Genomic DNA, 23,294 nt, shown 5'->3' with positions numbered 1-23,294 from the left:
TTCAGTAGACCTCGACGCCGGCGGGGAGCGTCACCATTCTTTTGGCCGATTCACCGCAGGTGCGCGGCGTGGGCAGCACCTTGCCGGGATTCGCACGGTTGTCTGGATCAAAGGCAGACCGCAACAGCCCCATCGTTTCCAGGTCGTCCGAGCTGAACATCCAGTCGAGGTAGCAGCGCTTGTCGGCGCCGACGCCGTGCTCTCCACTGATGCTGCCACCGGCATCAAGACACACCCGCAGGATGGCGGCACCGAGCTCCTTCACACTCCGCTCCACATTGGGCTGGTCCAGTGAATACAGGATCAGTGGATGAAGGTTTCCATCGCCGGCATGGAAAACATTGGCCACCGGTAGGCCGTGCTCCTGGCTGAGCCGTTCAATCGCCGCAAGCACCGACGGAAGGCTGCTGCGGGGAACGACACCGTCTTGCACGTAATAGGTCGGCGTGATTTTTCCCACCGCTGAAAACGCAGATTTGCGGCCTTTCCAGAGCACCGCGCATTCCGTGGGGTCTTGGGCCCGGCGCAGCCCACGGGCTCCTGCCGCGCGACAAAGCACCTCGGCCCGCTCAGAAGAGGCCTGAACCTCAGCGTCCTGCCCATCAAGCTCAATCAGCAGAACGGCCGCTGCATCACGGGGGTACTCGTCGTAGCCGAAGAAATCATTGACGGCGTTGATGGTGACGTTGTCCATGATTTCCATCCCCGCCGGCAGAAGGCCGCTCGCGGTGACCGATCGCACCGCTTCCCCTGCCGCTTCCATCGTGGCGAAATCCGCCAACAGCACGTTCACGCACTCCGGAGCCCGAAGCAGGCGAAGGGTGATGGCCGTCGCGATGCCCAGCGTTCCTTCGCTGCCGATGAACGCACCGCGCAGATCAAGTTCACAGGATTCGGCCAGCCCGTTGCCCAACTGCGTGATGGTTCCGTCGGGCAGGACCACCTCAAGCCCCAGAACGTGATTGCTGGTCACGCCGTATTTGAGGCAGTGCACCCCGCCCGAATTTTCCGCCACATTGCCGCCGATGCTGCAAACCACCTGGCTGGAGGGATCCGGGGCGTAATAGAACCCGTCTCCTGCAACGGCGCGCGTCACCCAGCTGTTGATGACCCCGGGCTGCACCGTGACGCGCTGATTGGCCAGATCAAGGTCGAGCACCCGACGCATGCGACTGGTCACCACCAGAAGCGCCTGCTGATCCACCAACGCTCCCCCCGAGAGGCCGGTGCCGCTTCCGCGAGCCACAAACGGCACACCGTGTTGATGGCAGCACTGCAACACCGCAGCGACCTGTTCGGTGGTCTCCGGCAGCACCGCCAGGGGCGGACAGTGGCGCTCAAGCGTCAGTCCGTCACAGTCGTAACTAAGCAGTTCCTGACGCTTCGCCACGATGGCCCGAGGGGGCAGACATCGGCGCAGATCCCTCTCCAGCACTGACCAGTCGTGGGCCACATCGATCTCGATCTGATCAAAGACTACGCATCAAAATGCGTTCGAAGTGGGCAATTAAGAAACACAGCAAACGGAACCGGTCGTTCCTGAGTCAGGATGTTGCACGGTTTGCATCAGCCCTTTGGCGTCGGTTCCAGTGACAGCTCCCGCGTTGAACACCAGCCACTCCCAGGCCATCTTCGGCGCAGCACAGGCCCTGATGCCCGGAGGTGTCAGCTCCCCTGTGCGGGCGTTCAAGTCGGTTGGCGGTCAGCCGATCGTGTTCGATCGGGTGAAGGGTCCCTATGCCTGGGACGTGGATGGCAATAAGTACATCGACTACATCGGCAGCTGGGGACCGGCCATCTGCGGCCACGCCCACCCCGAGGTGATCGCAGCACTGCAGGAAGCGATCGAGAAGGGCACCAGCTTCGGAGCACCTTGTGCCCTGGAAAACACCCTGGCCGAAATGGTGATCGACGCTGTACCCAGCGTTGAGATGGTGCGTTTCGTCAACAGCGGCACCGAGGCCTGCATGGCTGTGTTGCGCCTGATCCGTGCCTACACCGGCCGCGACAAGGTGATCAAGTTCGAGGGCTGCTACCACGGCCATGCGGACATGTTCCTGGTGAAAGCCGGTTCCGGTGTGGCCACACTCGGCCTGCCCGACTCCCCCGGTGTCCCGCGCAGCACCACGGCCAACACCCTCACGGCGCCTTACAACGACCTCGAAGCCGTTAAGGCCCTGTTCGCCGAGAACCCCGACGCCATCGCGGGCGTGATCCTCGAGCCGATCGTCGGCAACGCCGGCTTCATTCAACCGGAACCCGGCTTCCTTGAAGGTTTGCGGGAACTCACCAAAGAGCACGGCGCTCTGCTGGTTTTTGACGAGGTGATGACCGGCTTCCGGATCAGCTACGGCGGTGCCCAGGCACATTTCGGCGTCACCCCAGATCTCACGACCATGGGCAAGGTGATCGGTGGCGGCCTTCCTGTGGGCGCCTACGGCGGCCGCGCCGACATCATGGGAATGGTGGCCCCGGCTGGACCCATGTATCAGGCCGGAACCCTCAGTGGAAACCCCCTGGCGATGACCGCCGGCATCAAGACCCTGGAACTGCTCAAGCAGCCCGGCACCTACGAGAAGCTGACGGCCACAACCCAGAAGCTTGTGGCGGGCATCAAGGACGCCGCCCAATCCGCTGGCATGCCGATCACAGCGGCCAGCGTCAGCGCCATGTTCGGCTTCTTCCTCTGCGAGGGACCCGTGCGCAACTTCGAAGAAGCCAAGAGCACGGATTCCGAACGCTTCGGCAAACTGCATCGCGCCATGCTCGAGCGGGGCATCTACCTCGCACCGTCAGCCTTCGAAGCCGGTTTCACGTCCCTGGCTCACTCCGACGCCGACATCGAAGCGACGATTAACGCCTTCCGCGAAAGCTTCGCGGCTGTGGCCTGATCATTCCGTGCTGGCCTCAGCACCACCTCCACCTCCACTGGTCTGCACCATTCAGACCGTGGAGGCCAGGTGGTCTGGCCGCCCGATTGCAGGCATCCGACAGCTCAAGCAGCAGCAATTTCGGGTTGAGCGGGCTGAGAACCCTGCGATTGAACCTCGGACGGTGATCGACAGCAGACTCACCCCCCTGGTGGAGCGCTTCAACAGTTCCGGTGTGGAACAGATCGCGGGCTCTCGCATGACCTATCACTGGTCCTACGAAGCCTCGTTAGGAGCGCTCACATTCAATGACTCCGGCGCCTCCAGCGGTCCTGCCCAGGAGAGTCGTGTCGCTGTGAGCGGAGATCTGGTCATTGATGATCAAAAGGGATTCGAACTCAGCCAGCAGTCCCGGCTGACCCAATCAGCTGGGACGAAAACCCTGAGCAGCCTTTTGGAAACGGCCCATGGCTCCTGCCGAGAACAACGCTGAGTGTTTACTGGCGCGAGCGCGTCGGGCCGCCGAACGTGCCCATTGCCCCTACTCGAACTTCCACGTGGGGGCCGCAGTGCGGTGTGATGACGGCAGTGTGATCGACGGCTGCAATGTGGAAAATGCTAGTTATGGCCTGAGCATCTGCGCAGAGCGGGTCGCCCTTTTCACGGCGATCAGCCAAGGCAAACAACCGATTGAACTGGCCGTGAGCTGCATCGATGCCCAGAGCGATGCAGCCCCAGGGTCCCGGATGCCATGCGGCGCCTGCCGTCAGGTGATGCAGGAACTGCTGCCAAGCAAGGCCAAGGTGAGCATCGATGGTGTGGGCACAAGGCAACTCGAACAACTTCTTCCTGCTCCCTTTGAACTGAGGCAAGCAAACATCAACTGATCAACACCATCACAGCCCTGAAGCGCTCATCCAAGAGCGCGCAGCATCAAAAGACCACGATTCAACCGAACATCAGGATCGCGCCCAACAGGCCAAGGCTTTGTCGGGATCAGTGATGTCAGACACATCGCTGTAGACGTACTTCTGCCACTCCCGCTCAGGGAGACCGGCAAACACCATCAGGTTGAGCGGATATTGCTCGGAATCGGTGCACCTGCGGAAATCATCCCGAAACAGGAAGGTGGGTTTACCCAGGGCAATGGCGGCACCAAGTTCCACCATGACCCCCTCATCGGGAGGCGTTCCATTCACGATGGCGAACAGCGCATCGGCATCACGCACATCCTGCAGATCCCGCTGCGCGACGCGATAGGCCCATCCCGGTTCCGCCAGATTCACCTGACCATTGCGAGCAAAGGGCTCCCAGACCTCCAATCCCAGGGCTTCCAATGCCCCGATGAATTCCGGCAACAACAGCCGCTTCCATTGCTCCGAGAAGCCATAAGGAGACGCCAGATAAATCGTGCGCGCGCTGTTGTGCATCACAGGCCCCGGGAGGCGCGGTACGCCTGCTCATCGGCACGGGCCTGTTCAAGGTTCTCCCAAGGAAACACCAGCCATTCCGACGACGCGGCAACCTCGGCTGCCACCCACCAATCAGGACGCACCTTGCTGACCCAAACAGCAAAGGATGCCTGCGGCACCTGACCTTTCAACGCCTGCAAGGTGCGTCCGGTTTCATAGACATCATCCACAATCAGGGCTGATGGCTCAGGTGCTGAGAGCAAGGGGCGATCGATGGCATGGCTGAGCGCTACGGCAAGGCACAGGCCCCCACGGGGGACCCCATAAACGCCGGTCACCGCAGAACCGGCAAAGCGTGAAGCCAACTGCTGCACCGCCTGATCGAATTGGGCCCAGCTCAGTACCTGCATAGCCGGAGAATGACACATCCACGCTGTGATGCCCCTTGAGCCGAGACATCCCGCCCCAGGAACAAAACCGCAAATGGTTTCGCAGCCATCTGCTCAGCCGGGAACTGGAATTACAGGAGCTCTATGACCTGCCGCAGGGAGAGCTGGATCTCGTGATGGCCGAGACCGCTGAAATCCGTTCGGACCCTGAAAACCGATCTCGCAGTCATGGACGCTGGTGCACCGCAGGCTATGTGCTGGAACTGGCAAAGATCATCGATGCCCGACGGGCCCGGGACCTGAGCAATTAAACGTCAGCTCTCAGCGAAAAAACGTGCCAACCATGAGCGACGAGACTGAAAATCATGCCGAAGCAATTTCAAAACTCGTTGTTGATCACCGACCAGTCTTTCTTTTAATCAGCGATAGTTCTCAAACTGCAGAGGAACATCAAGATCATCCTCCTTACTCTTGACGAGCTGAATCGCGGCTTGCAGATCATCTTTGCTCTTACCGGTGATCCGCACACTTTCACCCTGGATCGCCACCGTCACCTTTTTGAGCTCATCGCGCACCATCTTGCTCAACTTCTTCGCAATCTCCTGACTGAGGCCCTTACGCAGCTTCACCACCTGCTTCACCCGGTTGCCTCCGACGGTTTCAGGTGTTTGAAAATCGAAAATCTTGAGGGAGAGGTTGCGTTTGGTCGCTTTGGTTCGCAGCACATCCTCCACCGCCTGAAGCGTCATATCACTGGCCGTGGTGATCACCAGCTCCGTTTCCTCAAGATCGATCTCGGTGCCGGAATCCTTGAGGTCATAACGGTTGCCAACATCACGACGAACCTGATCAAGGGTGTTCACCAGCTCCTGACGATCAAAGTCAGAGACCACATCGAAGGAATAAGTGCTGGCCATGTCGCAAACCTGTCGATCCTCCAGTTTAGAAACCCATCGATCTCCAGCTGGGTGTGGCCCACCTGAGCCCGTTAGGGTCCCGGGGATTGATTGGATGTCATGACTCCTGCGTTTGCTTGGGCCCTTTGTCTGATGGGAGCCGTCGTGATGGTGAGCATCGTGCTCACCGGTGCCGGACGGGCCAAAGCCGACTTCACCATGGCGGATCTTCAGGCGCCTCGGGCGATGTTTGAACGGCTGCCCGCCTTCGGGCAGCGCGCCGTGTGGGCACAGGAGAACAGCTGGGAAGCACTGACCCTGGGGGCACCGGCCATGCTGTTGTGTCTGATTAGCGGAGTCAGCAGCCCCACGGCCATCGCAGCAGCGTGGATCTGGCCAGGCATCCGATTTGTTTATCTGTTTGCCTATGTCGGCAACATCCCACCCCTGAGGGGACTCTGCTGGGCTACGGGGGTGACTGCCGTTGGCATCTGCTACGTGGAGGGACTGCGGGCCGTGATCAGCGCCGCCGGCTGATCAGTCGAAATACAGAAGGCTCACCACCTTCCCCATGTCCTCAGCAGTTCGTGCACTCGCCAGCAGGGTTTCACTGTCGTGAAATGCGAGACAGATCAACTGATCACAGCGGTTGATGATCTCTTGATTGCACAAACTGCTGGCCATCGGCAAGGGCAGGTCGTCCTGCTCGGGCTTGTCCACAAGGTGCAACACCCGATCCAGGAGATCGCGGATTTCAGGAACCTGCCGATCGAGGCTCTGGGGCAAAAGCACGGTGAGCTTGGAGGGATCCACTTCAAGACATCCGCGAATCACTGCTGCATTCACCCCCTGAGATCCGGATGTGATCAGAGAATGGCCTTCCTGCACCAATGAGCGAGCCACCAATTCGATCAGGTGAACCGCCACAACGGGCACATGGCGGCTACCGAGAATGGCGATCCTTCGTTGGCTTTTGTCCTGCAGCAGAGCGAGTTCCTGCGCAAGCGTGTCAACCCGATCAAGAGCCGGCAGATCCAGTGACTGACCCAAGGAAAACTTGCCGCCTGATTTCATCGGAAGTTAGCAACCATCAAGCGTGCTGAACCGTCAGATTCAATGCATTGAAGAGCTGATCAAGCTTGCAATGCTCCTCCACGAGACGGAAGGCGTAGGTGGCCTTCACGGCTTCATGCAGGCGCACATGGCCGAAGGCCTGCTCAATCACCCCCACCGTGGCCAGGGTGTCGTGCTCCACCTTGAGCAAGGGCACATCCAATTCTTCGGCGCGATTGATCAATTGAGGGAGAGGTTCCCCAGCCCCCGTGAGAATCAAACATTGGGTTGAAGCCTCAAGGGCGGCCAGCTGGATGTCGGTGCGATCAGCTCCCGTCACAACAGCCATGTTGCGTCGTTTGCGGAAGAACTCCATGGCGGAATTCACATTCATCGCGCCAATGCTCAGGGTTTCCACCAGCAGTTCCTGCCGTTCCTGGCAACAGATCACCCGGGCATTGAGGCGCCGCACCAACTCGCCGACCGTGACGCTGCGCAGCAAAGGAGAACGGGGCATAACGCCAAACACCTGCAAGCCCAGGCCCTGCAAGGCAGGAACCACCTGTCGCTCCAAGCTGTCGACCTCTTCTGGAGTGACGGCGTTCAGCACCACTCCAACCAGACGGTCACCCAGGGTCTGCTTGGCCGCGAGCAGCGCATCCACACTGCGGCTGTCCTGCCAGAGGTGCACCAGAACGACCTTGGCATCGAGACCTGTGGCCAGCTGCGGAAGGCTGAGGCCGTACAGCAAACCCTCCTGGAGGCTTCCCGCACATTCCAAGAGTGTGAGTCCATCGTCAGACTGAATGCACTGGCGCAGCTCCGCAAAACCTTGGCCAGCGTCCAACTCGCCTTGGCCAAGCCTCTGGGCAGCTGTTGTCGGCGACAGCAGATGCATCGACGGAATCAAACGCTCAGGCGGCAGATTCAGCGTTTCACCAACAAATCGAACGTCGTCGTCGATGAGTGGTTGAGGCAACGGCCCCTGGTTCGGGTCCCAGTCCAGGCTTGTGGCCAGGGGCTTTCCGAACCTGATCTGCTGTCCGGCACGGGCGAGCTGCTGAGCAATCCCAAGAACAAGGGCCGACTTCCCACTGAACGGCTCACACGATCCGATCAACAGTGTCGTTCCCATGGAGGTGATGCCTGACGCCACTGAATCTAGGCTTGTTCAGGAGCATCTCCACGCTCGATCAACAACCACTGCCAGAACCCATTGGGCAAATCGGGCTCTGATGGCTGCAGATGGGAACAATCCATCAACCAGACCACCAGCTGATGGGTGGTAACAGCGAAATCAACATCTCCCTCGGGATGACCGGGAAAACGAAGCTGACAGTCCAGCCTCTCCATCGGTGCAGCGACCCCATTCCAGCGGATTTCGTAGGGGTGTCCATCGCTTCCGGCCACCGGACGCCGCCCCTGCAGTGCGCCACGCCCCAGGATCTGCAGGGCTGCGGATAGATCCTGCTCGCGACTGACGCCACCGCAGTAGGGAGCGAACAGAACCAGTTGGGCGGCATCTGACACAGCTGGTGCTTGATTCGTGCTCCGCTCGTTTCAAGGATGCCCCAAGCTGGCCCCATGGCCCAGTCCCCCTTTCTCGGCAAACGGATCGGCATCACAGGCGCTCGTGGAGCCCTCGGCGCAGCTCTGGCCCGTTGCTTCCGTTCCGCAGGCGCCCACGTCGTCGGTTTCACCCACGGATCCATACCTCCAGAGCAAGCGGACGGCCCACACCGTTGGGTGAGCTGGAGCTGCGGAGACGAAGCCAGCCTGGACGCCGATCTGGAGGAGCTCGATGTTCTGGTGCTGAACCACGGGATCAATCCTCAAGGCGGCCAAAGCCCTGAAGTGATCAATCAGGCGCTGGAGATCAACACCTTGAGCAGCTGGAGGCTGATGCAGCGATTTGAGGCCATCAGCAGAGCATCGCCGCAGGCTGATCCGAGGGAGGTGTGGATCAACACCTCAGAGGCTGAAATTCAGCCTGCCGTCAGTCCCGTGTATGAACTCACCAAGCGAATGCTGGGGCAACTTGTGAGCATCCGCGGTGCGGTGCTTGATGCCACCGGACGAGAAGCCCTGATCCTGCGCAAGCTGGTGCTCGGGCCCTTTCGCTCATCGCTCAATCCGATTGGGGTGATGGGCGCCGATTTCGTCGCAAGCCAAGTACTTCGCCAGGCGAGCTGGGGATTTCGCCTGGTGATCGTGACACCAAACCCACTGACGTATGTCTTGATGCCTTTGACCGAGCTTGGACGGCGGATCTACAGCCGGATCCTCAGTCGCCCCGATCGGTAAGGATCTCGCATCCATCACTGGTCACCAGAACGGTGTGCTCCCACTGCGCCGAGAGAGAACCGTCGCGAGTGACGACAGTCCACTGATCCCGCAAGGTGCGGCAGGCCTTGCTGCCGGCATTGAGGATGGGCTCAATCGCCAGGGTCATGCCAGGACGCAGGGTGACGTTGGGGAGCTCGTCGGTGCGGAAATTGAACACGGAAGGTTCTTCGTGCAGGTTCCTGCCGACACCGTGGCCGGTGTAATCCTCCACGACACTGAACCCGTTGGCCTTGACGTGGTCTTCAACAGCTCCAGCGATATCCAACAGGGTGTTGCCTGCTTTGACCTGGCTCAGACCAGCCATCAAGGCTTCCTTGGCAACACGGCTCAAGGTCTGTGCTTCCTGGGGTGCATCTCCCACGCAGATCGTGATGCAGCTGTCGCCGTGGTAGCCCTCGAAATAGGCGCCGGTATCCACCTTCAGCAGATCGCCCTGGCGGATCACACGCTTCGGACTGGGGATGCCATGCACCACTTCGTTGTTGATGCTGGCGCAGATGCTCGCCGGAAAACCGTGATAGCCCTTGAAACTTGGGGTCGCCCCCATCTCTCGAATGCGTTTTTCCGCATAGGCATCAATATCTCCTGTCGTCTGACCTGGCTCCACCATTCCCATCACCTCCCGCAGCACGGTGGCGACGATGTGGCTGGCCTGGCGCATGATCTTCACTTCACGGGCTGATTTGATCTCAACGCCGCGACGCTTCTGAATGCGCGGGCCCGTCGCCGTCACTTGCCCCTGCGCTGCCTGGGTGGATGCCAGAAGATCAGCAAAGAGATTCATGGCTCAGCCCAATATCCGTCACGCTATCAACAGCAACCGAATTGATGCCGGTCATGTCGCTGCTCGTGCGCTTGCGGGAACTGCATCGAAGCGTTGCACCCTTCGTTCTGGCGCCATTGCTGGTGACGGTGTTCTCCGGTGTCAGTTACCGCCTGGCACGGGACTGGTTCGGAGCCAGCCGGGACCAGGTTCACTGGCTAATGGTCGTGCACGAGGGGGAATGGCTTGGTTCCACCCTGGAACCGGTCGTCGTTCTTCTCAACGCCATCGGCCTGCTGTGGATGCTGATCACAGGCATAGGGCTCCTGATGGAGCGATGGCGTCGAAAGGTACACTCATAGTTTGGCGATTCAACGCGGAGCTGGGATGGCAGCCGATTCGAAGGACACAGCGGTGACCGACGACAACACCGAAACGGCTGTGGAAACAGCACCTGAAGCAGCGGCGAAGGCCAGCAATGCTTCCGGCGCCCCTGCCAAGAAACTGAGCACTGAAGCTCTGATTCGCTCCTTTGAGTCGGCTCAGCAGAAGGACGATCTCCCTGAGATCTATGTGGGCGACACCGTGCGCGTTGGTGTTCGCATCAGCGAGGGCAACAAGGAGCGTGTTCAGCCCTACGAAGGCGTGGTGATTTCCAAGCGCCATGGTGGCCTTAACCAGACCATCACCGTGCGCCGGATTTTCCAGGGCATCGGCGTTGAGCGGGTGTTCATGCTGCACAGCCCCCAAGTGGCTTCCATCAAGGTGGAACGGCGCGGTAAAGTGCGCAGGGCGAAGCTTTTCTATCTGCGGGAACGGGTGGGCAAGGCCACCCGCGTGAAGCAGCGCTTCGATCGCTGAGGTTTCGACCTCGTTCAATCAGTTGCCAATTTCAACGTTGGCTGAGGGGTACATCGCCTTGCGCCGTTAGTTCAGTTGGTAGAACGCAGGTCTCCAAAACCTGATGTCGGGGGTTCGAGTCCTCCACGGCGCGTCCGATGTTCCCCTCGTGCAGTTTCCCGGTTCTGAGCATGGAGTTGGATCTTCAACCTGGTGATGTTGTGAAGGTGTTGGAGTCAGCCGCCCTCGGCTGGGTCCGTGCCCGAGTGATACGCGTCAAGTCCGGCGGCCGTGTGGTCGTTCAGAGTGATCAAGGGCGTGAATTCACAGCCCGCGGCAATCAGGTTCGGCTCATCGAACCTGCAGGATTCCGTCCCTGAATTTTTGGTTATTCGGTGTTGAGCCGATGTATTCCCTCATGTCCCGGCGACTCTGTCGTCGGGATTTTTTTTGTGGTGGCGCCCGCATGACAAAACCAGGCTGATCCATGGCTCAGTTGTTGACGGAGGGCAGGGCGACAGTTGATACTGATCAGGTCGCGCAAGCGACACAGATCAGATTCTTCGGAGCGCGTCTCGCGAGTTCTGAATCAGATCTGGGACCGTAGTTCAACCGGTTAGAGCACCGCCCTGTCACGGCGGAAGTTGCGGGTTCGAATCCCGTCGGTCCCGTTCTCACCACCAAGACCCATGATGGTGCGCGTTCGATTGGCCCCCAGCCCGACGGGCACGCTCCATATTGGAACGGCGCGAACCGCTGTTTTCAATTGGCTCTACGCCAAGCACGAGCAAGGCGCTTTCGTGCTGCGCATTGAAGACACCGACAAGGAGCGGTCCAAGCCCGAGTACACCCAGAACATTCTCGAAGGCTTGCAGTGGCTCGGGATCGATTGGGACGAGGAACCCGTCATCCAGAGCGAACGGGTGGGGCAGCACCGTGATGCCATACAGACCCTGCTCGATCGGGGACTGGCCTACCGCTGCTACGCCAGCGAAACGGAACTCACGGCCATGCGCGATGCGCAGAAAGCGGCCAATCAAGCCCCGCGCTACGACAACCGCCACAGGTCTCTGACCCCCGAGCAGGAGCAGGCGTTTCAGGCAGAAGGCCGTGAAGCGGTGATTCGTTTTCGCATCGATGACGCTGCCGAAATTCGCTGGAATGATCTGGTGCGTGGCGCCATGAGCTGGCGAGGCTCAGACCTTGGCGGAGACATGGTGATTGCCCGTCGCGCCCCGGCGGATCAAATCGGCGACCCCCTCTACAACCTTGTTGTTGTGGTGGATGACGCCGCGATGGACATCACCCATGTGATCCGCGGTGAAGATCACATTGCCAACACCGCCAAGCAACTGCTCCTCTACGAAGCGCTGGGCCTGCCCTTGCCGACCTTTGCCCACGCTCCTCTCATCCTCAATGCCGAGGGACGCAAGCTCTCAAAACGGGATGGGGTGACCTCCATCAACGACTTCCGCGCCATGGGCTACACCCCTGACGCCATCGCCAACTACATGACCTTGTTGGGGTGGTCCGTACCGGAGGGCATGGAGGAACGGTTCAGCTTGCGTGAGGCCGCAGCCGTTTTTGGTTTCGACCGCGTCAACAAAGCCGGGGCGCGTTTCGACTGGGACAAGCTCAACTGGCTGAATGCCCAGGTTCTGCATGGCTGGACGGCGGACCATCTTCTAGAGGAACTGACGCCGCTGTGGACCGAACGCGGTTGGACCCCTCCCAGCGACAAGAGCTGGTGCCTGGACCTCTGCGCCTTGCTGGGGCCATCCCTCACCTTGCTCAAAGATGGCGTCGATCAGGCGGAACCGTTCTTTGATCGTCCGGAGCTCCAGGACGATGCCCTCGAGCAACTCGCGATCGAAGGAGCCAAGGCAGCCATTGCGGACCTGCTTCAGCGGCTCGAGAACAACCCTTGGGACGGCAGCGACGTTGATCAAGCCAAGGCTTGGCTGGGGGATGCCGCCAAAGCAGCCGGTGTGAAAAAAGGGGTTGTGATGAAGTCACTGCGCGCCGCTCTGCTGGGGCGTCTTCAAGGCCCCGATCTGATCACCACCTGGTCATTGCTGGCCCGAATCGGTGAGGACCTGCCGCGTCTGCGCCGCTGCCTCGGCTGAGGCAGGCTGGTCATCCTCGGCTTTGACCAGGCCAAGAGCCTGAGCCAACGGCTGAGCCGTGAGGCCCTGAAGACCAACGGTCATCAGGATGGTGAGGAACACCAACCCCTGAAGGCGTCCTGCCCCCAGGATGCCGGCCTGCTCCAAGCGAATCGCGAAGAGAGAGGCCACCGCTGCGGTGACGATGCCTCGCGGAGCGAGCCAACCCAGGAACAGCCGTTGTTCAAGCTTGTAGGGCAACCCGATGGTGGCCAGACCTACGCCGATCGGACGCACCACGAGCATCAACGACAGCACACAGAGGATGCCGCCCCAACCCAGCGGACTGAGTTCAGCCCAGGAGACGTCAGCAGCCAGCAGCGGAAACAGCATCGTGATCGCCAACTGCGCCAGTTCCTGAATCAAACCATCCAATTCAGCGGTGTGGGGGCCTGGACGTCGACCCACAACGATGCCCGCCGCCACCGATGCAGGCAGGGCGGATTCCGGCAGAAGCCACTCACTGACGCCATACATCAGAAACAGCAAACCCAGACTGAGCTGAAGCGGGAGCCCCTTCAACTGATCGGGTTTGAGCCGTCGCAGCAGTTCTGACAGCAGCCAGCCGACGCTCGCGCCAATCAGCACACCACCGCCCAATCGATACAGCAGGCCAAGCATCACCTCCCGCCAGCCATGCAGGTTGCCAAGGACAAGCTCCAACAGCAGCAGGGCTAAAACGGCGCCGATGGGCTCAAGCACCAGTCCCTCAGCCTCCAGGACTTCGCCCAGAGGAGGTGCGAGCCGAATTTGACGCACCAGGGGTGTGACCACCGTTGGCCCCGTGGCCAGCACGATGGCACTGAACACAGCCGCAAGCGACCAGCTGAGGCCCGCAAGCCAATGGGCCGCCAACAGACCGCCTCCCAGGGAGATCAACAGACGCAGGGCTGCGATGCGCTGCACCGTGGCCTTGATCGTGTCTCCAGGCAGACGCAGATTCAGGCCGCCATCGAACAGCACCAGGCTGACAAGAAGACCCACCACGGTTCCAAGCCCGGAGCCGAGATCAAGGGGTTCCACCCAACCCAGACCAGAGCGACCGATCAGCAGCCCCGACAGGAGCAGCAACACCACCCCAGGAAATTCCGACTTGGCCGCCAGAAAACGGGCTGCAGCACCCGAGGAAACCGTGACGCCCCAGAGGAGGCCCAGACGCTCAGGCGTCATCGACAGAGGAGAACTGAGGTTCCACGCGCACGCCGATCACCGCTTGGGGGCGTACGACCAGATACTCGCCCTCCAGATCACTGAGGGGAACGTTGACGAAACCGCCCTGGTTCTCGGCATTGACCACCCCTTGGTACCACTCCTGGAAGGTCTCGAGTTTCGGAAAAAACACCCGTTCGGTTTGCCCTCCCACAAGGTGGAGATGGACTGCGTAGCGGCGGGGCGTACGGGACATCAGCGCGGAAAGACATCCATCACGGTCCCCACAGGATGACGGATCGGTTCCGGGTCTGCCCAGAGAAGAGGGCGAAGACAGGCGTTACGCGGGGCATAAAGCGGATGGCGCGGTTGCCCCGAGGCCGTCTGCCCGAGCATCAGAGGATGCGGCGAGTCGGGAACGGAGCGTCGGCGGTGCGGCAGCAAACGCTGAATGGTTCCAAGAACCAGCTGAGCCCGGTCCCATCGCGCCCCATTCGCCCCCCATCCACACCAGAGATCAACCCCAGATGTTCGGGACCAGTGGTTGAACCAGCTGTTCAAGATCGCGTCGTTCTGCTCACCGATGGGGTCCTTCACCCGCAGCAGCGCCGCCGGAGACGGCGACATCCGGGCGAACAGATTCAGCACCAGCAACTCCCGATATCCCCATTGCCTGGCGAAGCCGATCAAACGGCGCAGGGTCGGATCATCACGCTGGCCATCAGCTCTCGAGGGATTCAGACCCACGAAAAGGAGGCACCCTTCGCCGGCACCCAGGCAGCGCCGCAGCCACCAGCGGTAACAGCCATCGCTGCTGAGGGACGCTTCAGACCCCGAGCTGTCGCCGACAGCGTTCAAGGATGCGTTCGCTGGCGTGACCATCGCCGAAGGGGTTAACGGCGCGGGACATCTCTTGATAGGCCGTGGCATCCCCAAGCAGCCGCGAGGTCTCCTCCAGGATCACATCGGGATCGGTGCCCACCAGCCGGGCGGTGCCCGCATCAACGGCCTCCGGCCGCTCTGTGGTTCGCCGCAGAACCAGCACGGGTTTGCCGAGCGCAGGGGCCTCCTCCTGGAGACCACCGGAATCGGTGAGCAACAGGCAGCAACCTTTCATCGCTGCAACGAGACGGTCGTAGTCCAGAGGTTCGGTCAGAACGACTCGGGGATGGCTTCCAAGCAGGGCCTGCAGCGGTTCACGCACCGTCGGGTTGCGGTGCATCGGCAGCAGCAGCGCCGTATCGCGGTAGCGCTCAAGCACCTGCAGCATTCCTGCAGCGATGTCGTGCAGCCGCTCACCCCAGTTTTCACGGCGATGCACCGTGGCGAGGATCACCCTCTGTTGATCCCAGTTGAGGCCATCGAACTGAACATCCGGCGCCGATTCCGCCATCAACAACAAGGCATCGATCACGGTGTTGCCGGTCACGGAGATCTCCCCGACCACCCCGGATGCTTTCAGGTTGGATTCAGCCTTGAGCGTCGGCGCGAAATGAAGGGTTGCGATCTGAGAAAGGAGCCGACGGTTGGCTTCTTCCGGGAAGGGATCCAAAAGATTGTCAGTGCGCAGGCCGGCCTCCACATGACCAACCGGGATCTGCTCGTAAAACGCAGCCAAACCAGCGGCAAACGCCGTGGTGGTGTCGCCCTGCACCAGAACCAACTGCGGGGGGTAGGCCTGAAAGTCTTCCCGCAGCCCCTGCAGCGCAGCACAGGTGACATGGGTCAGGGTCTGACGGGGTGCCATCAGATTGAGATCCTGATCCGCCTGGAGATGGAACAGATCCATCACCTGGGCCACCATTTCGCGGTGCTGACCGGTCAGGACGACACGGGTCTGCAATGCATCACAGGCTTGGAACGTCCGGATGACCGGAGCCAGCTTGATCGCCTCCGGACGCGTTCCCAGAACGATCGTGACGCGGGGCTGTTCAGCCATTCCATCCAGACGGACCGCTGGAGTTTACGGGCGTTAACCCGGAGAGAACAGTGAGAAATCCTTGCCAGTTCCGGCATCGAGACGATCCTGAAAACAGATCCCTCGCCATCAACGTGGCTCAGCCGGTTTTCCCCCCTAGCTTCCCGCTGCGCCCAACCGCCTCCCGTAGCTCAGAAGGACTTCTGGAGGTTCACAACCCGGCGCCCCGATCCGCTGCAGATGGCTCAGGCCCTGCGGGGCCGAAGCTGATCAGCCACCGCTGAACACACGCACCAAAAGAACGACGGCAATGCCTGCGGAGAGACCGATCATCGCCAGACGGCCGTTCCAGATTTCGGCTTGTGGAGTGAAGCCACGCTTCCAAGCGTTCAGCTCATCAGCCTCAACGGGCTCCGGTGCATCTGATCTGGTTTCCGGTTGGTCCACGACGCAGAGACCGAACAGTGCCTTCAAGCCTAAAAGGCTTTCCTAAAAGGGTGGGTCTGGTGTGTAAAGCGCATTGGCCTGATCCAAGGGCCAGCGGGCGGCTACGCCGGATTCAAGAGACGTGCAAGCCGCGTTCTGGCCCAGACGCAGCAAGGCCGCAGCTCCGATCATGGCGGCGTTGTCGGTGCAGAAGGCCAGGGGAGCGATGGAGACCGCTATGCCCCGCTGCTTCCCCTGTTCGAGCATGCTCTGGCGCAAGCGACGGTTCGCTGCGACGCCTCCAACCATCACCAGTTGCTGAACACCATGGTCTTCAGCACAGCGAAGACTGCGCTGCACCAGAACATCGGCCACCACCTGTTCGAAACTGGCGGCCAGGTCGGCAAGAGGCAGCGGATCAGGGTTTTGCCGCAAAGTTTCCACAGTGCGGAGCATGGCGGTCTTCAGACCACTGAAGGAAAAGTCGTAGGGGTGAAAACCGCCGCCCGGCAATGAAATCCGCCCTTTGGGCAGGCGAAAGCGCGTTGCATCACCCGTTTCGCCTACCGCCTGGATGGCAGGACCTCCGGGGTATCCCAGACCAAGCAGGCGGGCCACCTTGTCGAAAGCCTCTCCAGCGGCATCGTCATGGCTTCGGCCGAGCCGCGTCATCCCGCCGTCGTTAGCCACCAGGATCAGCTCCGTGTGGCCCCCGCTCACAAGCAACACCAGATAAGGAGCCTGCGGTGGGGCATCTCCAAGCATCACCGAGGCCAGATGGCCCTCCAGGTGATGAACGCCGAGAAAGGGGCGCTGATGCAGCGCAGCAAGGGTGCGACCCGTCACCGAGGCCACCATCAGAGCCCCGGCCAGACCTGGGGTGATCGTGGCCGCGATGGCATCCAGCTGCCCCAGAGGGACACCCGCCTCGTCAACCACGGTCTCCACCAGCCCCGGCAGGGCCTCAACGTGGCGACGCGAAGCGATTTCGGGCACAACACCACCCCAACGGGCATGCTCCTCAACCTGAGATGCAATCCGCGACGCCAGAACCTCGATTCGCCCATCCGCGTGACGGCGCAGGACCGCTGCAGCGGACTCGTCACAACTTGTTTCGAGGGCAAGCACTGCATGCATCGAAGCGATGCGCCTCCCCTACTGTCCGACTTGTGACATCTTGCCCTTTCGGGGCTCCGTTCAGAGGAATTGTTCCGATGCGTCGTCTCTTCGCCGTCGTGCTTTCAGCACTCCTGGTGTTCGGCTTCGCCCCCGTCGCCAAGGCGGATGTGGCTGGCCTCACCCCCTGCTCAGAAAGCGCCCGCTTCCAGCAGCGTGCTGCCGCTGCCACCACGCCTCAGGCCAAAGCTCGCTTCGAGATGTACAGCCAGGCCTCCTGTGGTGAGGATGGCCTTCCCCACCTGATCGTCGATGGCCGCTGGAGCCACGCCGGTGATTTTGTGTATCCCGGGATCATGTTCCTGTACGTCGCCGGCTGCATCGGCTGGGCCGGTCGTGAGTACCTGAAAGCAACTCGCGGCAAGAATGCTGCCCAGTACGAAATCTTCATCGATCGCAGCATCGCCATCAAGAGCCTTCTGGCTGCTGCCACCTGGCCCCTGGCTGCCTTCGGTGAATTCACCAGCGGCAAGCTGCTCGAAGACGACAGCAAGGTGACTGTTTCACCACGCTGATTCAAACGACTTCAACCATTGCTCCCTCAACAATGAACAAGTTTCTGACCGCAGCTCCAGTGGTTGCAGCCATTTGGTTCACCGCCACCGCAGGAATCCTGATCGAGTGGAACCGCTTCTTCCCCGATCTTCTCTTCCACCCGATGTGAATCTGGGTTGATTTTCAAGAGGCAAGGGAACCTTCGGGTTCCCTTTTTTTGTGCCTGCCCCCGTTGCGAAAGTCAGGGTTGCGACGATCAGCGTTACAAAAAGCAGCTCTGCTTTATCCCAGACCCATCAGCGTCTCCACCTGCTTCAACGCTGATTCGAGATCGTCATTGATCACGACAGCATCGAATTCCTGTTGGGCCTCGAGTTCCTCGCGAGCGCGAGTCAAGCGGCGCTGAATGGCATCCTCCGCATCGGTTCCGCGCCCACGGATCCGGCGCTCCAATTCTTCAAAGCTGGGGGGAGCCAGAAAAATCTGAAAACCGTCCGGAAAACTGCGACGCACCTGGCGGGCACCTTCCAACTCAATCTCCAGAAGCACGGGGCGCCCCACCGCCATCTGTTCTTCCACAGGACCTCGGGGGGTGCCGTAGCAATTCCCCGCGAATTCAGCCCATTCGAGAAAACCTCCCTGCTCCACCAAGGCCTCAAACCCCGCACGGCTGTGGAAGAAGTAGTTGATGCCGTTCTGCTCCCCCTGGCGCGGAGAACGGGTGGTGGCCGACACCGACAGCCAGATCTGGGGGTGCCGTTCCAGCAGCTGATTCACCAGCGTTCCCTTGCCGACTCCACTGGGGCCGGTGATCAAGGTGAGCTTTCCACTGGTGGACATCGCGGCGTCTGCGTGGGTCAGCAGAGTAGGAAGCCCCAATGCCCCACCCGGTGCTCCAGGTGATCGCCTCCACCAGCCTGCAGCCAATGGATCTCACCACGCTGCGCGCGGTGCTCTGGGATCTGCGCCCAAAGCTGGTGCCCAGCCGCTTCGAGAAGGCCCAACAACCGGACCCGGCAACGATTCAACTGGGATGCCGCAGCCTCAAGGGGATGGTGTGGCTGGAACTGAGCTGGCAAGCGGAGGCCCCTCGGCTGGTAGAGGTCAACCCTCCCCCGCGCAGCGGCAGCGGCAGCACCTTCGCCCAACAGTTGCAACACAGCCTCCGCCAGCTGGCTCTGGTGGAGCTCCACCAGAGTGGTTTTGAACGGGTGGTGGAATTCCGGTTTGCCCAACGCCCTGGGGAGCCGATCCAGCGGGTGCTCGTGCTGGAGCTGATGGGACGGCACAGCAACCTGCTGCTGCTGGATGAGCAGCGCCGGATCATTGCCCTGGGGCGACAGGTCCGGGACCATCAGTCCCGCGTGCGCCCTCTATCCACCGGTGATTCCTACAGCCCACCCCCGATGCTGCAGGGGTTGGCACCGGATCCAACGGAGGGCTTTGAACGCTGGAAGGAGCGGCTCTCTCTCGTTCCGATCGCCCTGCGGAAGGCCCTGCAGCAGACCTATCAGGGGATCAGCCCAGCCCTTGCTCTACAGCTCGCCGGCGACCATCTGAACACCCCGGTGGACAGCCTGGATGCACGCCACTGGTGCCACCTGTTTGAACGCTGGTCCCTCTGGTTGGACCAGCTCGAGCGTGAGCAGTTCGCCCTGGTGGTGGAGAACGACGGTCGTTACCGGGTCTGGGGGTCTCCCCAGGGTGAAGTGCATCCTCAGCCCGCTCTGGCGCTCACCCTGGGATCCTTGCACCAGCAATCCCAAGAGCAACGGGCCCTGGCACGGGTCAGCCAAGACCTGCGTCAACGCCTAGAGCGTTGGCGCAGCAAAGAACAGGCAGCCCAGCAGGACCAACACCAGCGCCTGAAGGCCACCGACGGGCACGAGGCTCTTCAACGCCAGGCGGACGCTCTCCTCTGCCTCGGAAACCCAAGCCGCGACCAGGTCGATGAAGCCCAGTCGCTCTATCGCAGGGCCAAAAAACTGCGGAGATCGCGCCCGATCCTTGAGCAGCGGCTGGAGCACCATCAGCAACGGCTTGAGCTGATCAACGCGAGCGAAACCTTCATCGAAGATCAACTGGGTGCCACCTGGCAGGACGGCCCGGCGCGCCTCGCCGCCCTGAATGATCTGCGGGAGGAACTTGATGAGCTGTTACAGCCCAAGGAACGCCGTCGCAGCACGCGACAGCAGCGTCAACGGGACCAGCCCAAGCCGCTGGAACTGAACACTCCCGGAGGTCTCAAGGTGCAGGTGGGGCGGAATCACCGCCAGAACGACTGGATCTCGCTGCGCCAGGCCCGCAGTGGTGACCTCTGGTTTCACGCCCAGGAATGCCCAGGCAGTCACGTGGTGTTGAAGAGCTCCAATGGGCTGGCCGAGGAATCCGACCTGGCGATGGCAACGGATCTGGCGGCCTATTTCAGCCGCGCGCGGGGCAACACGCGGGTGGCGGTGGTGATGGTGCCCACCGATCAGCTGCAGCGCATTCCCGGTGCCGGCCCGGGCACCGTGCGCCATGGACAAGCTGAAATCCGCTGGGGGGATCCCCAGGGCGCGGAAGAGCGGCTGCTTGCCCCTAGCCTGAGCCCACATTCGGGCTGACCTGTTGCGCCGCCCGTCCTGCGTCCGTGTCTGAGCGCCCCGAAGGTCCCCCAGCTCTGCAGCCACCACCGCCCATTCGCATTGGGAGGGCACCTGGCGATGCAGATCTGCCCAATGAGGTGGAGATGCCTCTGGTGGATCACCTTGAGGAACTGCGTCAACGGGTTCTGCGCAGCTTGCTGGCCGTTGTTGTTGCAGCGCTGACCTGCCTGCTGGGGGTTAAACCTCTGGTGCGCCTGCTGGAAGCGCCAGCCAGCGGAATTCATTTCCTTCAACTGGCACCGGGAGAGTTTTTATTCGTCTCGCTGAAGGTAGCCGGCTACGCCGGCCTCACCCTGGCCCTGCCCTATGTGCTGTTTCAGATCCTGGCCTTTGTGCTGCCGGGCCTGACGATCCGCGAACGACGCCTGATTGCCCCTGCCGTCGCCGGCTCCGCTGTTCTGTTCATGGCGGGCCTGGCCTTTGCCTGGTGGGCCCTGGTGCCCGCCGCCCTTCGTTTTCTGGTGAGCTACGGCGCCGATGTGGTGGAGCCGCTCTGGTCGATCGAGCGTTATCTGGATTTTGTTCTGCTGCTGATGCTGGCCACCGGGCTGGCGTTTCAGCTCCCTGTTCTGCAACTGCTCCTCGGGGCCCTGGGGCTGGTGCGCTGGCGGCCGATGCTTGGGGCCTGGCGCTGGGTTGTGCTGGGTTCAGCCCTGGCTGGAGCTGTACTTACGCCATCCACCGATCCGATCACGATGCTGCTGCTGGCTGGAGCGATCACGGCACTGTTCCTGATCGGCGTCGGCCTGGTGGCCCTGACCGAATCCTTCAGACCAGAAACTCCTTGATCAGCGTTTCCGCCTCCGGCCCTGTCGCCTCCAGCGGAAGACTCAACGCCTTACCAAGACGGGGTTTGTCACGGGTGGAACCGAGCCATTGGCGCACCTCACCCGCCAAACCAAGACGATTCACAACATCCAGCACCTCACCGAGATGCTGCCGATAGGCCTCAAGGTCCATCGGGAACGACTGTTGCTCGAGATAGGCCCACATCACCTGGAGGTACAAACGACGGCGTCGAACCACCAGCTGAAGGTCGTAAGTCGCCCGCCAGCGCTGGCGTAGACAGGCCATCACCTCGTCAACACTGAGCGGCGGCTCGGGCACGGCGTTGGCGATATCAAGCACAGAAGCAGGGGCGGCAGGGGCAGGTAGACGCCTGTCGTTGCAAAGCTTGACAGGCACTTAAGCATCCATAATGGTCGCCAATCCGAGCTGGATGAACGTCCGCCATGACCCAACTCTCCTCGAGCGATGTGCCCGGAATGGGTCGTCGGCAGTTCATGAATCTGCTGACGTTCGGCTCCGTCACCGGTGTGGCCCTGGGAGCCCTCTACCCGGTGGCGAATTACTTCATCCCCCCCAAGGCCGCTGGCAGTGGCGGTGGCACCAGCGCCAAGGATGAGCTGGGCAACCCGATCACAGCCAGCGGCTGGCTCTCCAGCCACCCCGAGGGCGATCGCAGCCTGGTGCAGGGCCTCAAAGGCGATCCCACCTATTTGATCGTTGAAGGCGAAGACGCCATCGGCAGCTACGGCATCAACGCCATCTGCACCCACCTCGGTTGCGTTGTTCCCTGGAACAGCGGCGCCAACAAGTTCATGTGCCCCTGTCACGGCAGTCAGTACGACGCCACCGGCAAAGTGGTTCGTGGCCCTGCCCCTCTCTCCCTGGCCCTGGCGAACGTCAGCGTGGAGAACGACAACGTGTTCGTGAGCCAGTGGACCGAGACCGACTTCCGAACTGGTGATAAGCCCTGGTGGGCCTGATTTTTCCCTTCCCTACGCCTGCATCCCCCTCACCGTCCCATGCGTCGTCACCTCTCGCTTTTCCTTGGATCGCTGGTCATCGGACTGGCTCTGCTGATCGCTCCGGCTGCCAGCTGGGCATATCCCTTCTGGGCTCAACAGAACTACGACAGCCCCAGGGAAGCTACCGGCAAGATTGTTTGCGCCAACTGCCACCTGGCCAAAAAGCTGACCCAGGCTGAAGTGCCCCAATCGGTCCTCCCCGACAGCGTCTTCACCGCCAGCGTCAAGGTTCCTTACGAAAAGGGCCTGCAGGAAATCGGTGCGGACGGCAGCGATGTGGGCCTGCAGGTGGGCGCCGTTGTGATGCTTCCTGATGGCTTCACCCTGGCTCCTCAGGACCGCTGGACCGACGAGATCAAGGAAGAAACAGAAGGTGTCTATTTCACCCAGTACAGCGACGACCAGCCCAACATCCTGCTGGTGGGACCGATTCCTGGTGATGAGCACCAAGAGATCGTCTTCCCTGTGCTGTCTCCTGATCCCGCCACCGACAGCAACATCCACTTCGGCAAGTACCAAATCCACGTGGGTGGCAACCGCGGCCGTGGCCAGGTGTATCCCACCGGTGAGAAGAGCAACAACACCGTCTACACGGCTCCTGCCAGCGGCACCATTGCCTCCATCGAACCCGGCGACAACGGCTCCAGCGTGGTCAACATCAATTCTGCTGACGGCAGCAGCGTGAGCGAGACCATTCCTGTTGGTCCTGAAGTTCTGGTCAGCGTTGGTGACAGCATCGAAGCCGGTGCTGCCCTGACCAACGACCCCAATGTGGGCGGCTTCGGCCAGGTGGACGCAGAGATTGTTCTGCAGAACCCCGTTCGGATCTACGGCCTGCTCGCCTTCTTCGCGGCGGTGGCTCTGGCTCAGATCATGCTGGTGCTGAAGAAGAAGCAGATCGAAAAGGTTCAGGCCGCTGAAGGCAACTTCTGATCGC

32 protein-coding genes and 2 tRNA genes are annotated in these 23,294 nt (G+C 61.2%); 18 read left to right on the top strand and 16 right to left on the bottom strand.

The window, feature by feature from the left end; all coding sequences use genetic code 11:
* Position 1: 1 nt before the first annotated feature.
* Positions 2-1,453 carry an FAD-linked oxidase C-terminal domain-containing protein gene (locus tag SynM161_RS03115; RefSeq protein WP_186541947.1) on the bottom strand — a complete coding sequence of 484 codons (1,452 nt, stop codon included), beginning with the start codon at positions 1,451-1,453 and terminating at the stop codon, positions 2-4.
* Between the two features lie 136 nt (positions 1,454-1,589).
* Here SynM161_RS03115 and hemL point away from each other — a divergent pair, with 136 nt between their 5' ends.
* The 3 genes from hemL to SynM161_RS03100 are packed head-to-tail and all read left to right on the top strand — an operon-like array spanning position 1,590 to position 3,757.
* Positions 1,590-2,891: a glutamate-1-semialdehyde 2,1-aminomutase gene (gene hemL / locus SynM161_RS03110; protein WP_071823045.1), complete on the top strand. Its 1,302-nt coding sequence runs from the start codon at positions 1,590-1,592 to the stop codon at positions 2,889-2,891.
* 58 nt (positions 2,892-2,949) lie between these two features.
* Positions 2,950-3,363: a hypothetical protein gene (locus SynM161_RS03105; RefSeq protein WP_186541946.1), complete on the top strand. Its 414-nt coding sequence runs from the start codon at positions 2,950-2,952 to the stop codon at positions 3,361-3,363.
* Entirely contained in the window at positions 3,338-3,757 is a 420-nt protein-coding gene (locus tag SynM161_RS03100) for a cytidine deaminase (RefSeq protein WP_115010406.1), read from the top strand. Before SynM161_RS03105 ends, SynM161_RS03100 begins: the two co-directional genes overlap by 26 nt.
* A gap of 72 nt (positions 3,758-3,829) precedes the next feature.
* Here the strand turns inward: SynM161_RS03100 and SynM161_RS03095 are convergent, their stop codons facing one another.
* Together SynM161_RS03095 and SynM161_RS03090 are read right to left on the bottom strand one after the other, a co-directional pair.
* The gene (locus SynM161_RS03095; protein WP_115132143.1) at positions 3,830-4,300 is read right to left on the bottom strand and encodes a nucleoside 2-deoxyribosyltransferase; all 471 of its coding nucleotides are present in this window, start codon (positions 4,298-4,300) and stop codon (positions 3,830-3,832) included.
* The gene (locus SynM161_RS03090; protein WP_115010404.1) at positions 4,300-4,692 is read right to left on the bottom strand and encodes a phosphoribosyltransferase; all 393 of its coding nucleotides are present in this window, start codon (positions 4,690-4,692) and stop codon (positions 4,300-4,302) included. Before SynM161_RS03090 ends, SynM161_RS03095 begins: the two co-directional genes overlap by 1 nt.
* A gap of 35 nt (positions 4,693-4,727) precedes the next feature.
* Between SynM161_RS03090 and SynM161_RS03085 the strand changes: the two genes are divergently transcribed.
* Positions 4,728-4,982 (top strand): hypothetical protein, encoded by a 255-nt coding sequence (locus SynM161_RS03085; protein ID WP_115132144.1) that lies wholly within the window; start codon positions 4,728-4,730, stop codon positions 4,980-4,982.
* A 108-nt stretch (positions 4,983-5,090) separates the two neighbouring features.
* Here SynM161_RS03085 and SynM161_RS03080 read toward each other — a convergent pair whose 3' ends face one another.
* On the bottom strand, positions 5,091-5,588 hold the full coding sequence (locus SynM161_RS03080; protein ID WP_006850457.1) for a YajQ family cyclic di-GMP-binding protein: 498 nt from the start codon (positions 5,586-5,588) through the stop codon (positions 5,091-5,093).
* A gap of 99 nt (positions 5,589-5,687) precedes the next feature.
* Between SynM161_RS03080 and SynM161_RS03075 the strand changes: the two genes are divergently transcribed.
* On the top strand, positions 5,688-6,104 hold the full coding sequence (locus SynM161_RS03075; RefSeq protein ID WP_186541945.1) for an MAPEG family protein: 417 nt from the start codon (positions 5,688-5,690) through the stop codon (positions 6,102-6,104).
* On the opposite strand, the gene SynM161_RS03070 is transcribed toward SynM161_RS03075, so the two are convergent.
* From SynM161_RS03070 to ebsA, 3 genes are read right to left on the bottom strand one after another with little or no spacing between them, the layout of a single operon-like run.
* Positions 6,105-6,641, bottom strand: coding sequence for a hypothetical protein (locus SynM161_RS03070; RefSeq protein ID WP_006851763.1), 537 nt, complete (start codon positions 6,639-6,641; stop codon positions 6,105-6,107).
* Between the two features lie 16 nt (positions 6,642-6,657).
* Complete coding sequence (locus SynM161_RS03065) at positions 6,658-7,755, bottom strand: phosphotransacetylase family protein (protein ID WP_114988302.1); 1,098 nt, start codon at positions 7,753-7,755, stop codon at positions 6,658-6,660.
* Between the two features lie 26 nt (positions 7,756-7,781).
* A complete protein-coding gene (ebsA, locus tag SynM161_RS03060; protein ID WP_186541944.1) occupies positions 7,782-8,150 on the bottom strand; it encodes a type IV pilus biogenesis protein EbsA in 369 nt (122 codons plus the stop codon).
* A gap of 36 nt (positions 8,151-8,186) precedes the next feature.
* Here ebsA and SynM161_RS03055 point away from each other — a divergent pair, with 36 nt between their 5' ends.
* Positions 8,187-8,924 (top strand): SDR family oxidoreductase, encoded by a 738-nt coding sequence (locus tag SynM161_RS03055; protein WP_186541943.1) that lies wholly within the window; start codon positions 8,187-8,189, stop codon positions 8,922-8,924.
* Here the strand turns inward: SynM161_RS03055 and map are convergent.
* Positions 8,905-9,750 carry a type I methionyl aminopeptidase gene (gene map, locus SynM161_RS03050; protein ID WP_006851506.1) on the bottom strand — a complete coding sequence of 282 codons (846 nt, stop codon included), beginning with the start codon at positions 9,748-9,750 and terminating at the stop codon, positions 8,905-8,907. The genes SynM161_RS03055 and map overlap by 20 nt on opposite strands.
* A gap of 53 nt (positions 9,751-9,803) precedes the next feature.
* Between map and SynM161_RS03045 the strand changes: the two genes are divergently transcribed.
* The 6 genes from SynM161_RS03045 to gltX all read left to right on the top strand — a co-directional run bounded on the left by SynM161_RS03045 (position 9,804) and on the right by gltX (position 12,695).
* On the top strand, positions 9,804-10,091 hold the full coding sequence (locus SynM161_RS03045; protein ID WP_186542440.1) for a PepSY domain-containing protein: 288 nt from the start codon (positions 9,804-9,806) through the stop codon (positions 10,089-10,091).
* A 25-nt stretch (positions 10,092-10,116) separates the two neighbouring features.
* Positions 10,117-10,590 (top strand): 50S ribosomal protein L19, encoded by a 474-nt coding sequence (rplS, locus tag SynM161_RS03040; protein WP_186541942.1) that lies wholly within the window; start codon positions 10,117-10,119, stop codon positions 10,588-10,590.
* 60 nt (positions 10,591-10,650) lie between these two features.
* A tRNA-Trp gene (locus SynM161_RS03035) sits at positions 10,651-10,723 on the top strand.
* Positions 10,724-10,760: 37 nt separating this feature from the next.
* Complete coding sequence (locus SynM161_RS03030) at positions 10,761-10,949, top strand: hyperconserved protein Hcp (RefSeq protein ID WP_006043540.1); 189 nt, start codon at positions 10,761-10,763, stop codon at positions 10,947-10,949.
* Positions 10,950-11,166: 217 nt separating this feature from the next.
* A tRNA-Asp gene (locus SynM161_RS03025) sits at positions 11,167-11,240 on the top strand.
* A gap of 18 nt (positions 11,241-11,258) precedes the next feature.
* Positions 11,259-12,695 carry a glutamate--tRNA ligase gene (gene gltX, locus SynM161_RS03020; RefSeq protein ID WP_186541941.1) on the top strand — a complete coding sequence of 479 codons (1,437 nt, stop codon included), beginning with the start codon at positions 11,259-11,261 and terminating at the stop codon, positions 12,693-12,695.
* Here gltX and SynM161_RS03015 read toward each other — a convergent pair.
* The 6 genes from SynM161_RS03015 to tsaD form a co-directional block, all read right to left on the bottom strand.
* Positions 12,639-13,904 carry a sodium:proton antiporter gene (locus SynM161_RS03015; protein ID WP_115132152.1) on the bottom strand — a complete coding sequence of 422 codons (1,266 nt, stop codon included), beginning with the start codon at positions 13,902-13,904 and terminating at the stop codon, positions 12,639-12,641. The two genes, gltX and SynM161_RS03015, sit on opposite strands and share 57 nt — an antisense overlap.
* On the bottom strand, positions 13,894-14,139 hold the full coding sequence (locus tag SynM161_RS03010) for a hypothetical protein (RefSeq protein WP_115010390.1): 246 nt from the start codon (positions 14,137-14,139) through the stop codon (positions 13,894-13,896). Before SynM161_RS03010 ends, SynM161_RS03015 begins: the two co-directional genes overlap by 11 nt.
* Complete coding sequence (locus SynM161_RS03005) at positions 14,139-14,741, bottom strand: DUF1643 domain-containing protein (RefSeq protein ID WP_186541940.1); 603 nt, start codon at positions 14,739-14,741, stop codon at positions 14,139-14,141. Before SynM161_RS03005 ends, SynM161_RS03010 begins: the two co-directional genes overlap by 1 nt.
* Positions 14,710-15,822: a non-hydrolyzing UDP-N-acetylglucosamine 2-epimerase gene (gene wecB / locus SynM161_RS03000; RefSeq protein ID WP_186541939.1), complete on the bottom strand. Its 1,113-nt coding sequence runs from the start codon at positions 15,820-15,822 to the stop codon at positions 14,710-14,712. The genes SynM161_RS03005 and wecB overlap by 32 nt, the downstream gene beginning before the upstream one ends.
* Before the next feature lie 249 nt (positions 15,823-16,071).
* Positions 16,072-16,248: a chlorophyll a/b-binding protein gene (locus SynM161_RS02995; protein ID WP_115010387.1), complete on the bottom strand. Its 177-nt coding sequence runs from the start codon at positions 16,246-16,248 to the stop codon at positions 16,072-16,074.
* 42 nt (positions 16,249-16,290) lie between these two features.
* The gene (gene tsaD, locus SynM161_RS02990; RefSeq protein ID WP_186541938.1) at positions 16,291-17,364 is read right to left on the bottom strand and encodes a tRNA (adenosine(37)-N6)-threonylcarbamoyltransferase complex transferase subunit TsaD; all 1,074 of its coding nucleotides are present in this window, start codon (positions 17,362-17,364) and stop codon (positions 16,291-16,293) included.
* A 77-nt stretch (positions 17,365-17,441) separates the two neighbouring features.
* On the opposite strand from tsaD, the gene SynM161_RS02985 reads away from it, so the two are divergent.
* The gene (locus SynM161_RS02985) at positions 17,442-17,918 is read left to right on the top strand and encodes a Photosystem I reaction center subunit III (protein ID WP_114988265.1); all 477 of its coding nucleotides are present in this window, start codon (positions 17,442-17,444) and stop codon (positions 17,916-17,918) included.
* A 32-nt stretch (positions 17,919-17,950) separates the two neighbouring features.
* Positions 17,951-18,067 carry a photosystem I reaction center subunit IX gene (psaJ, locus tag SynM161_RS02980; RefSeq protein ID WP_006850741.1) on the top strand — a complete coding sequence of 39 codons (117 nt, stop codon included), beginning with the start codon at positions 17,951-17,953 and terminating at the stop codon, positions 18,065-18,067.
* Positions 18,068-18,180: 113 nt separating this feature from the next.
* On the opposite strand, the gene gmk is transcribed toward psaJ, so the two are convergent.
* A complete protein-coding gene (gene gmk, locus SynM161_RS02975; RefSeq protein WP_186541937.1) occupies positions 18,181-18,738 on the bottom strand; it encodes a guanylate kinase in 558 nt (185 codons plus the stop codon).
* A 38-nt stretch (positions 18,739-18,776) separates the two neighbouring features.
* Between gmk and SynM161_RS02970 the strand changes: the two genes are divergently transcribed.
* Positions 18,777-20,504 (top strand): NFACT family protein, encoded by a 1,728-nt coding sequence (locus SynM161_RS02970; protein WP_255441887.1) that lies wholly within the window; start codon positions 18,777-18,779, stop codon positions 20,502-20,504.
* 125 nt (positions 20,505-20,629) lie between these two features.
* A complete protein-coding gene (tatC, locus tag SynM161_RS02965; protein WP_170950543.1) occupies positions 20,630-21,334 on the top strand; it encodes a twin-arginine translocase subunit TatC in 705 nt (234 codons plus the stop codon).
* Here the strand turns inward: tatC and SynM161_RS02960 are convergent.
* Positions 21,315-21,731 carry a DUF3067 family protein gene (locus SynM161_RS02960; protein ID WP_115081687.1) on the bottom strand — a complete coding sequence of 139 codons (417 nt, stop codon included), beginning with the start codon at positions 21,729-21,731 and terminating at the stop codon, positions 21,315-21,317. The genes tatC and SynM161_RS02960 overlap by 20 nt on opposite strands.
* A gap of 47 nt (positions 21,732-21,778) precedes the next feature.
* Here SynM161_RS02960 and petC point away from each other — a divergent pair, with 47 nt between their 5' ends.
* Both petC and petA read left to right on the top strand, forming a co-directional pair.
* The gene (petC, locus tag SynM161_RS02955; RefSeq protein WP_006850760.1) at positions 21,779-22,315 is read left to right on the top strand and encodes a cytochrome b6-f complex iron-sulfur subunit; all 537 of its coding nucleotides are present in this window, start codon (positions 21,779-21,781) and stop codon (positions 22,313-22,315) included.
* Positions 22,316-22,354: 39 nt separating this feature from the next.
* The gene (gene petA / locus SynM161_RS02950; RefSeq protein WP_186541936.1) at positions 22,355-23,290 is read left to right on the top strand and encodes a cytochrome f; all 936 of its coding nucleotides are present in this window, start codon (positions 22,355-22,357) and stop codon (positions 23,288-23,290) included.
* Positions 23,291-23,294: the final 4 nt, after the last annotated feature.

It is taken from the genome of Synechococcus sp. M16.1 (assembly GCF_014279895.1).
Taxonomy (GTDB): domain Bacteria; phylum Cyanobacteriota; class Cyanobacteriia; order PCC-6307; family Cyanobiaceae; genus Parasynechococcus.
Note: the sequence above shows the minus strand (reverse complement) of the source record. Positions and strands in the feature narration are given on the sequence as shown.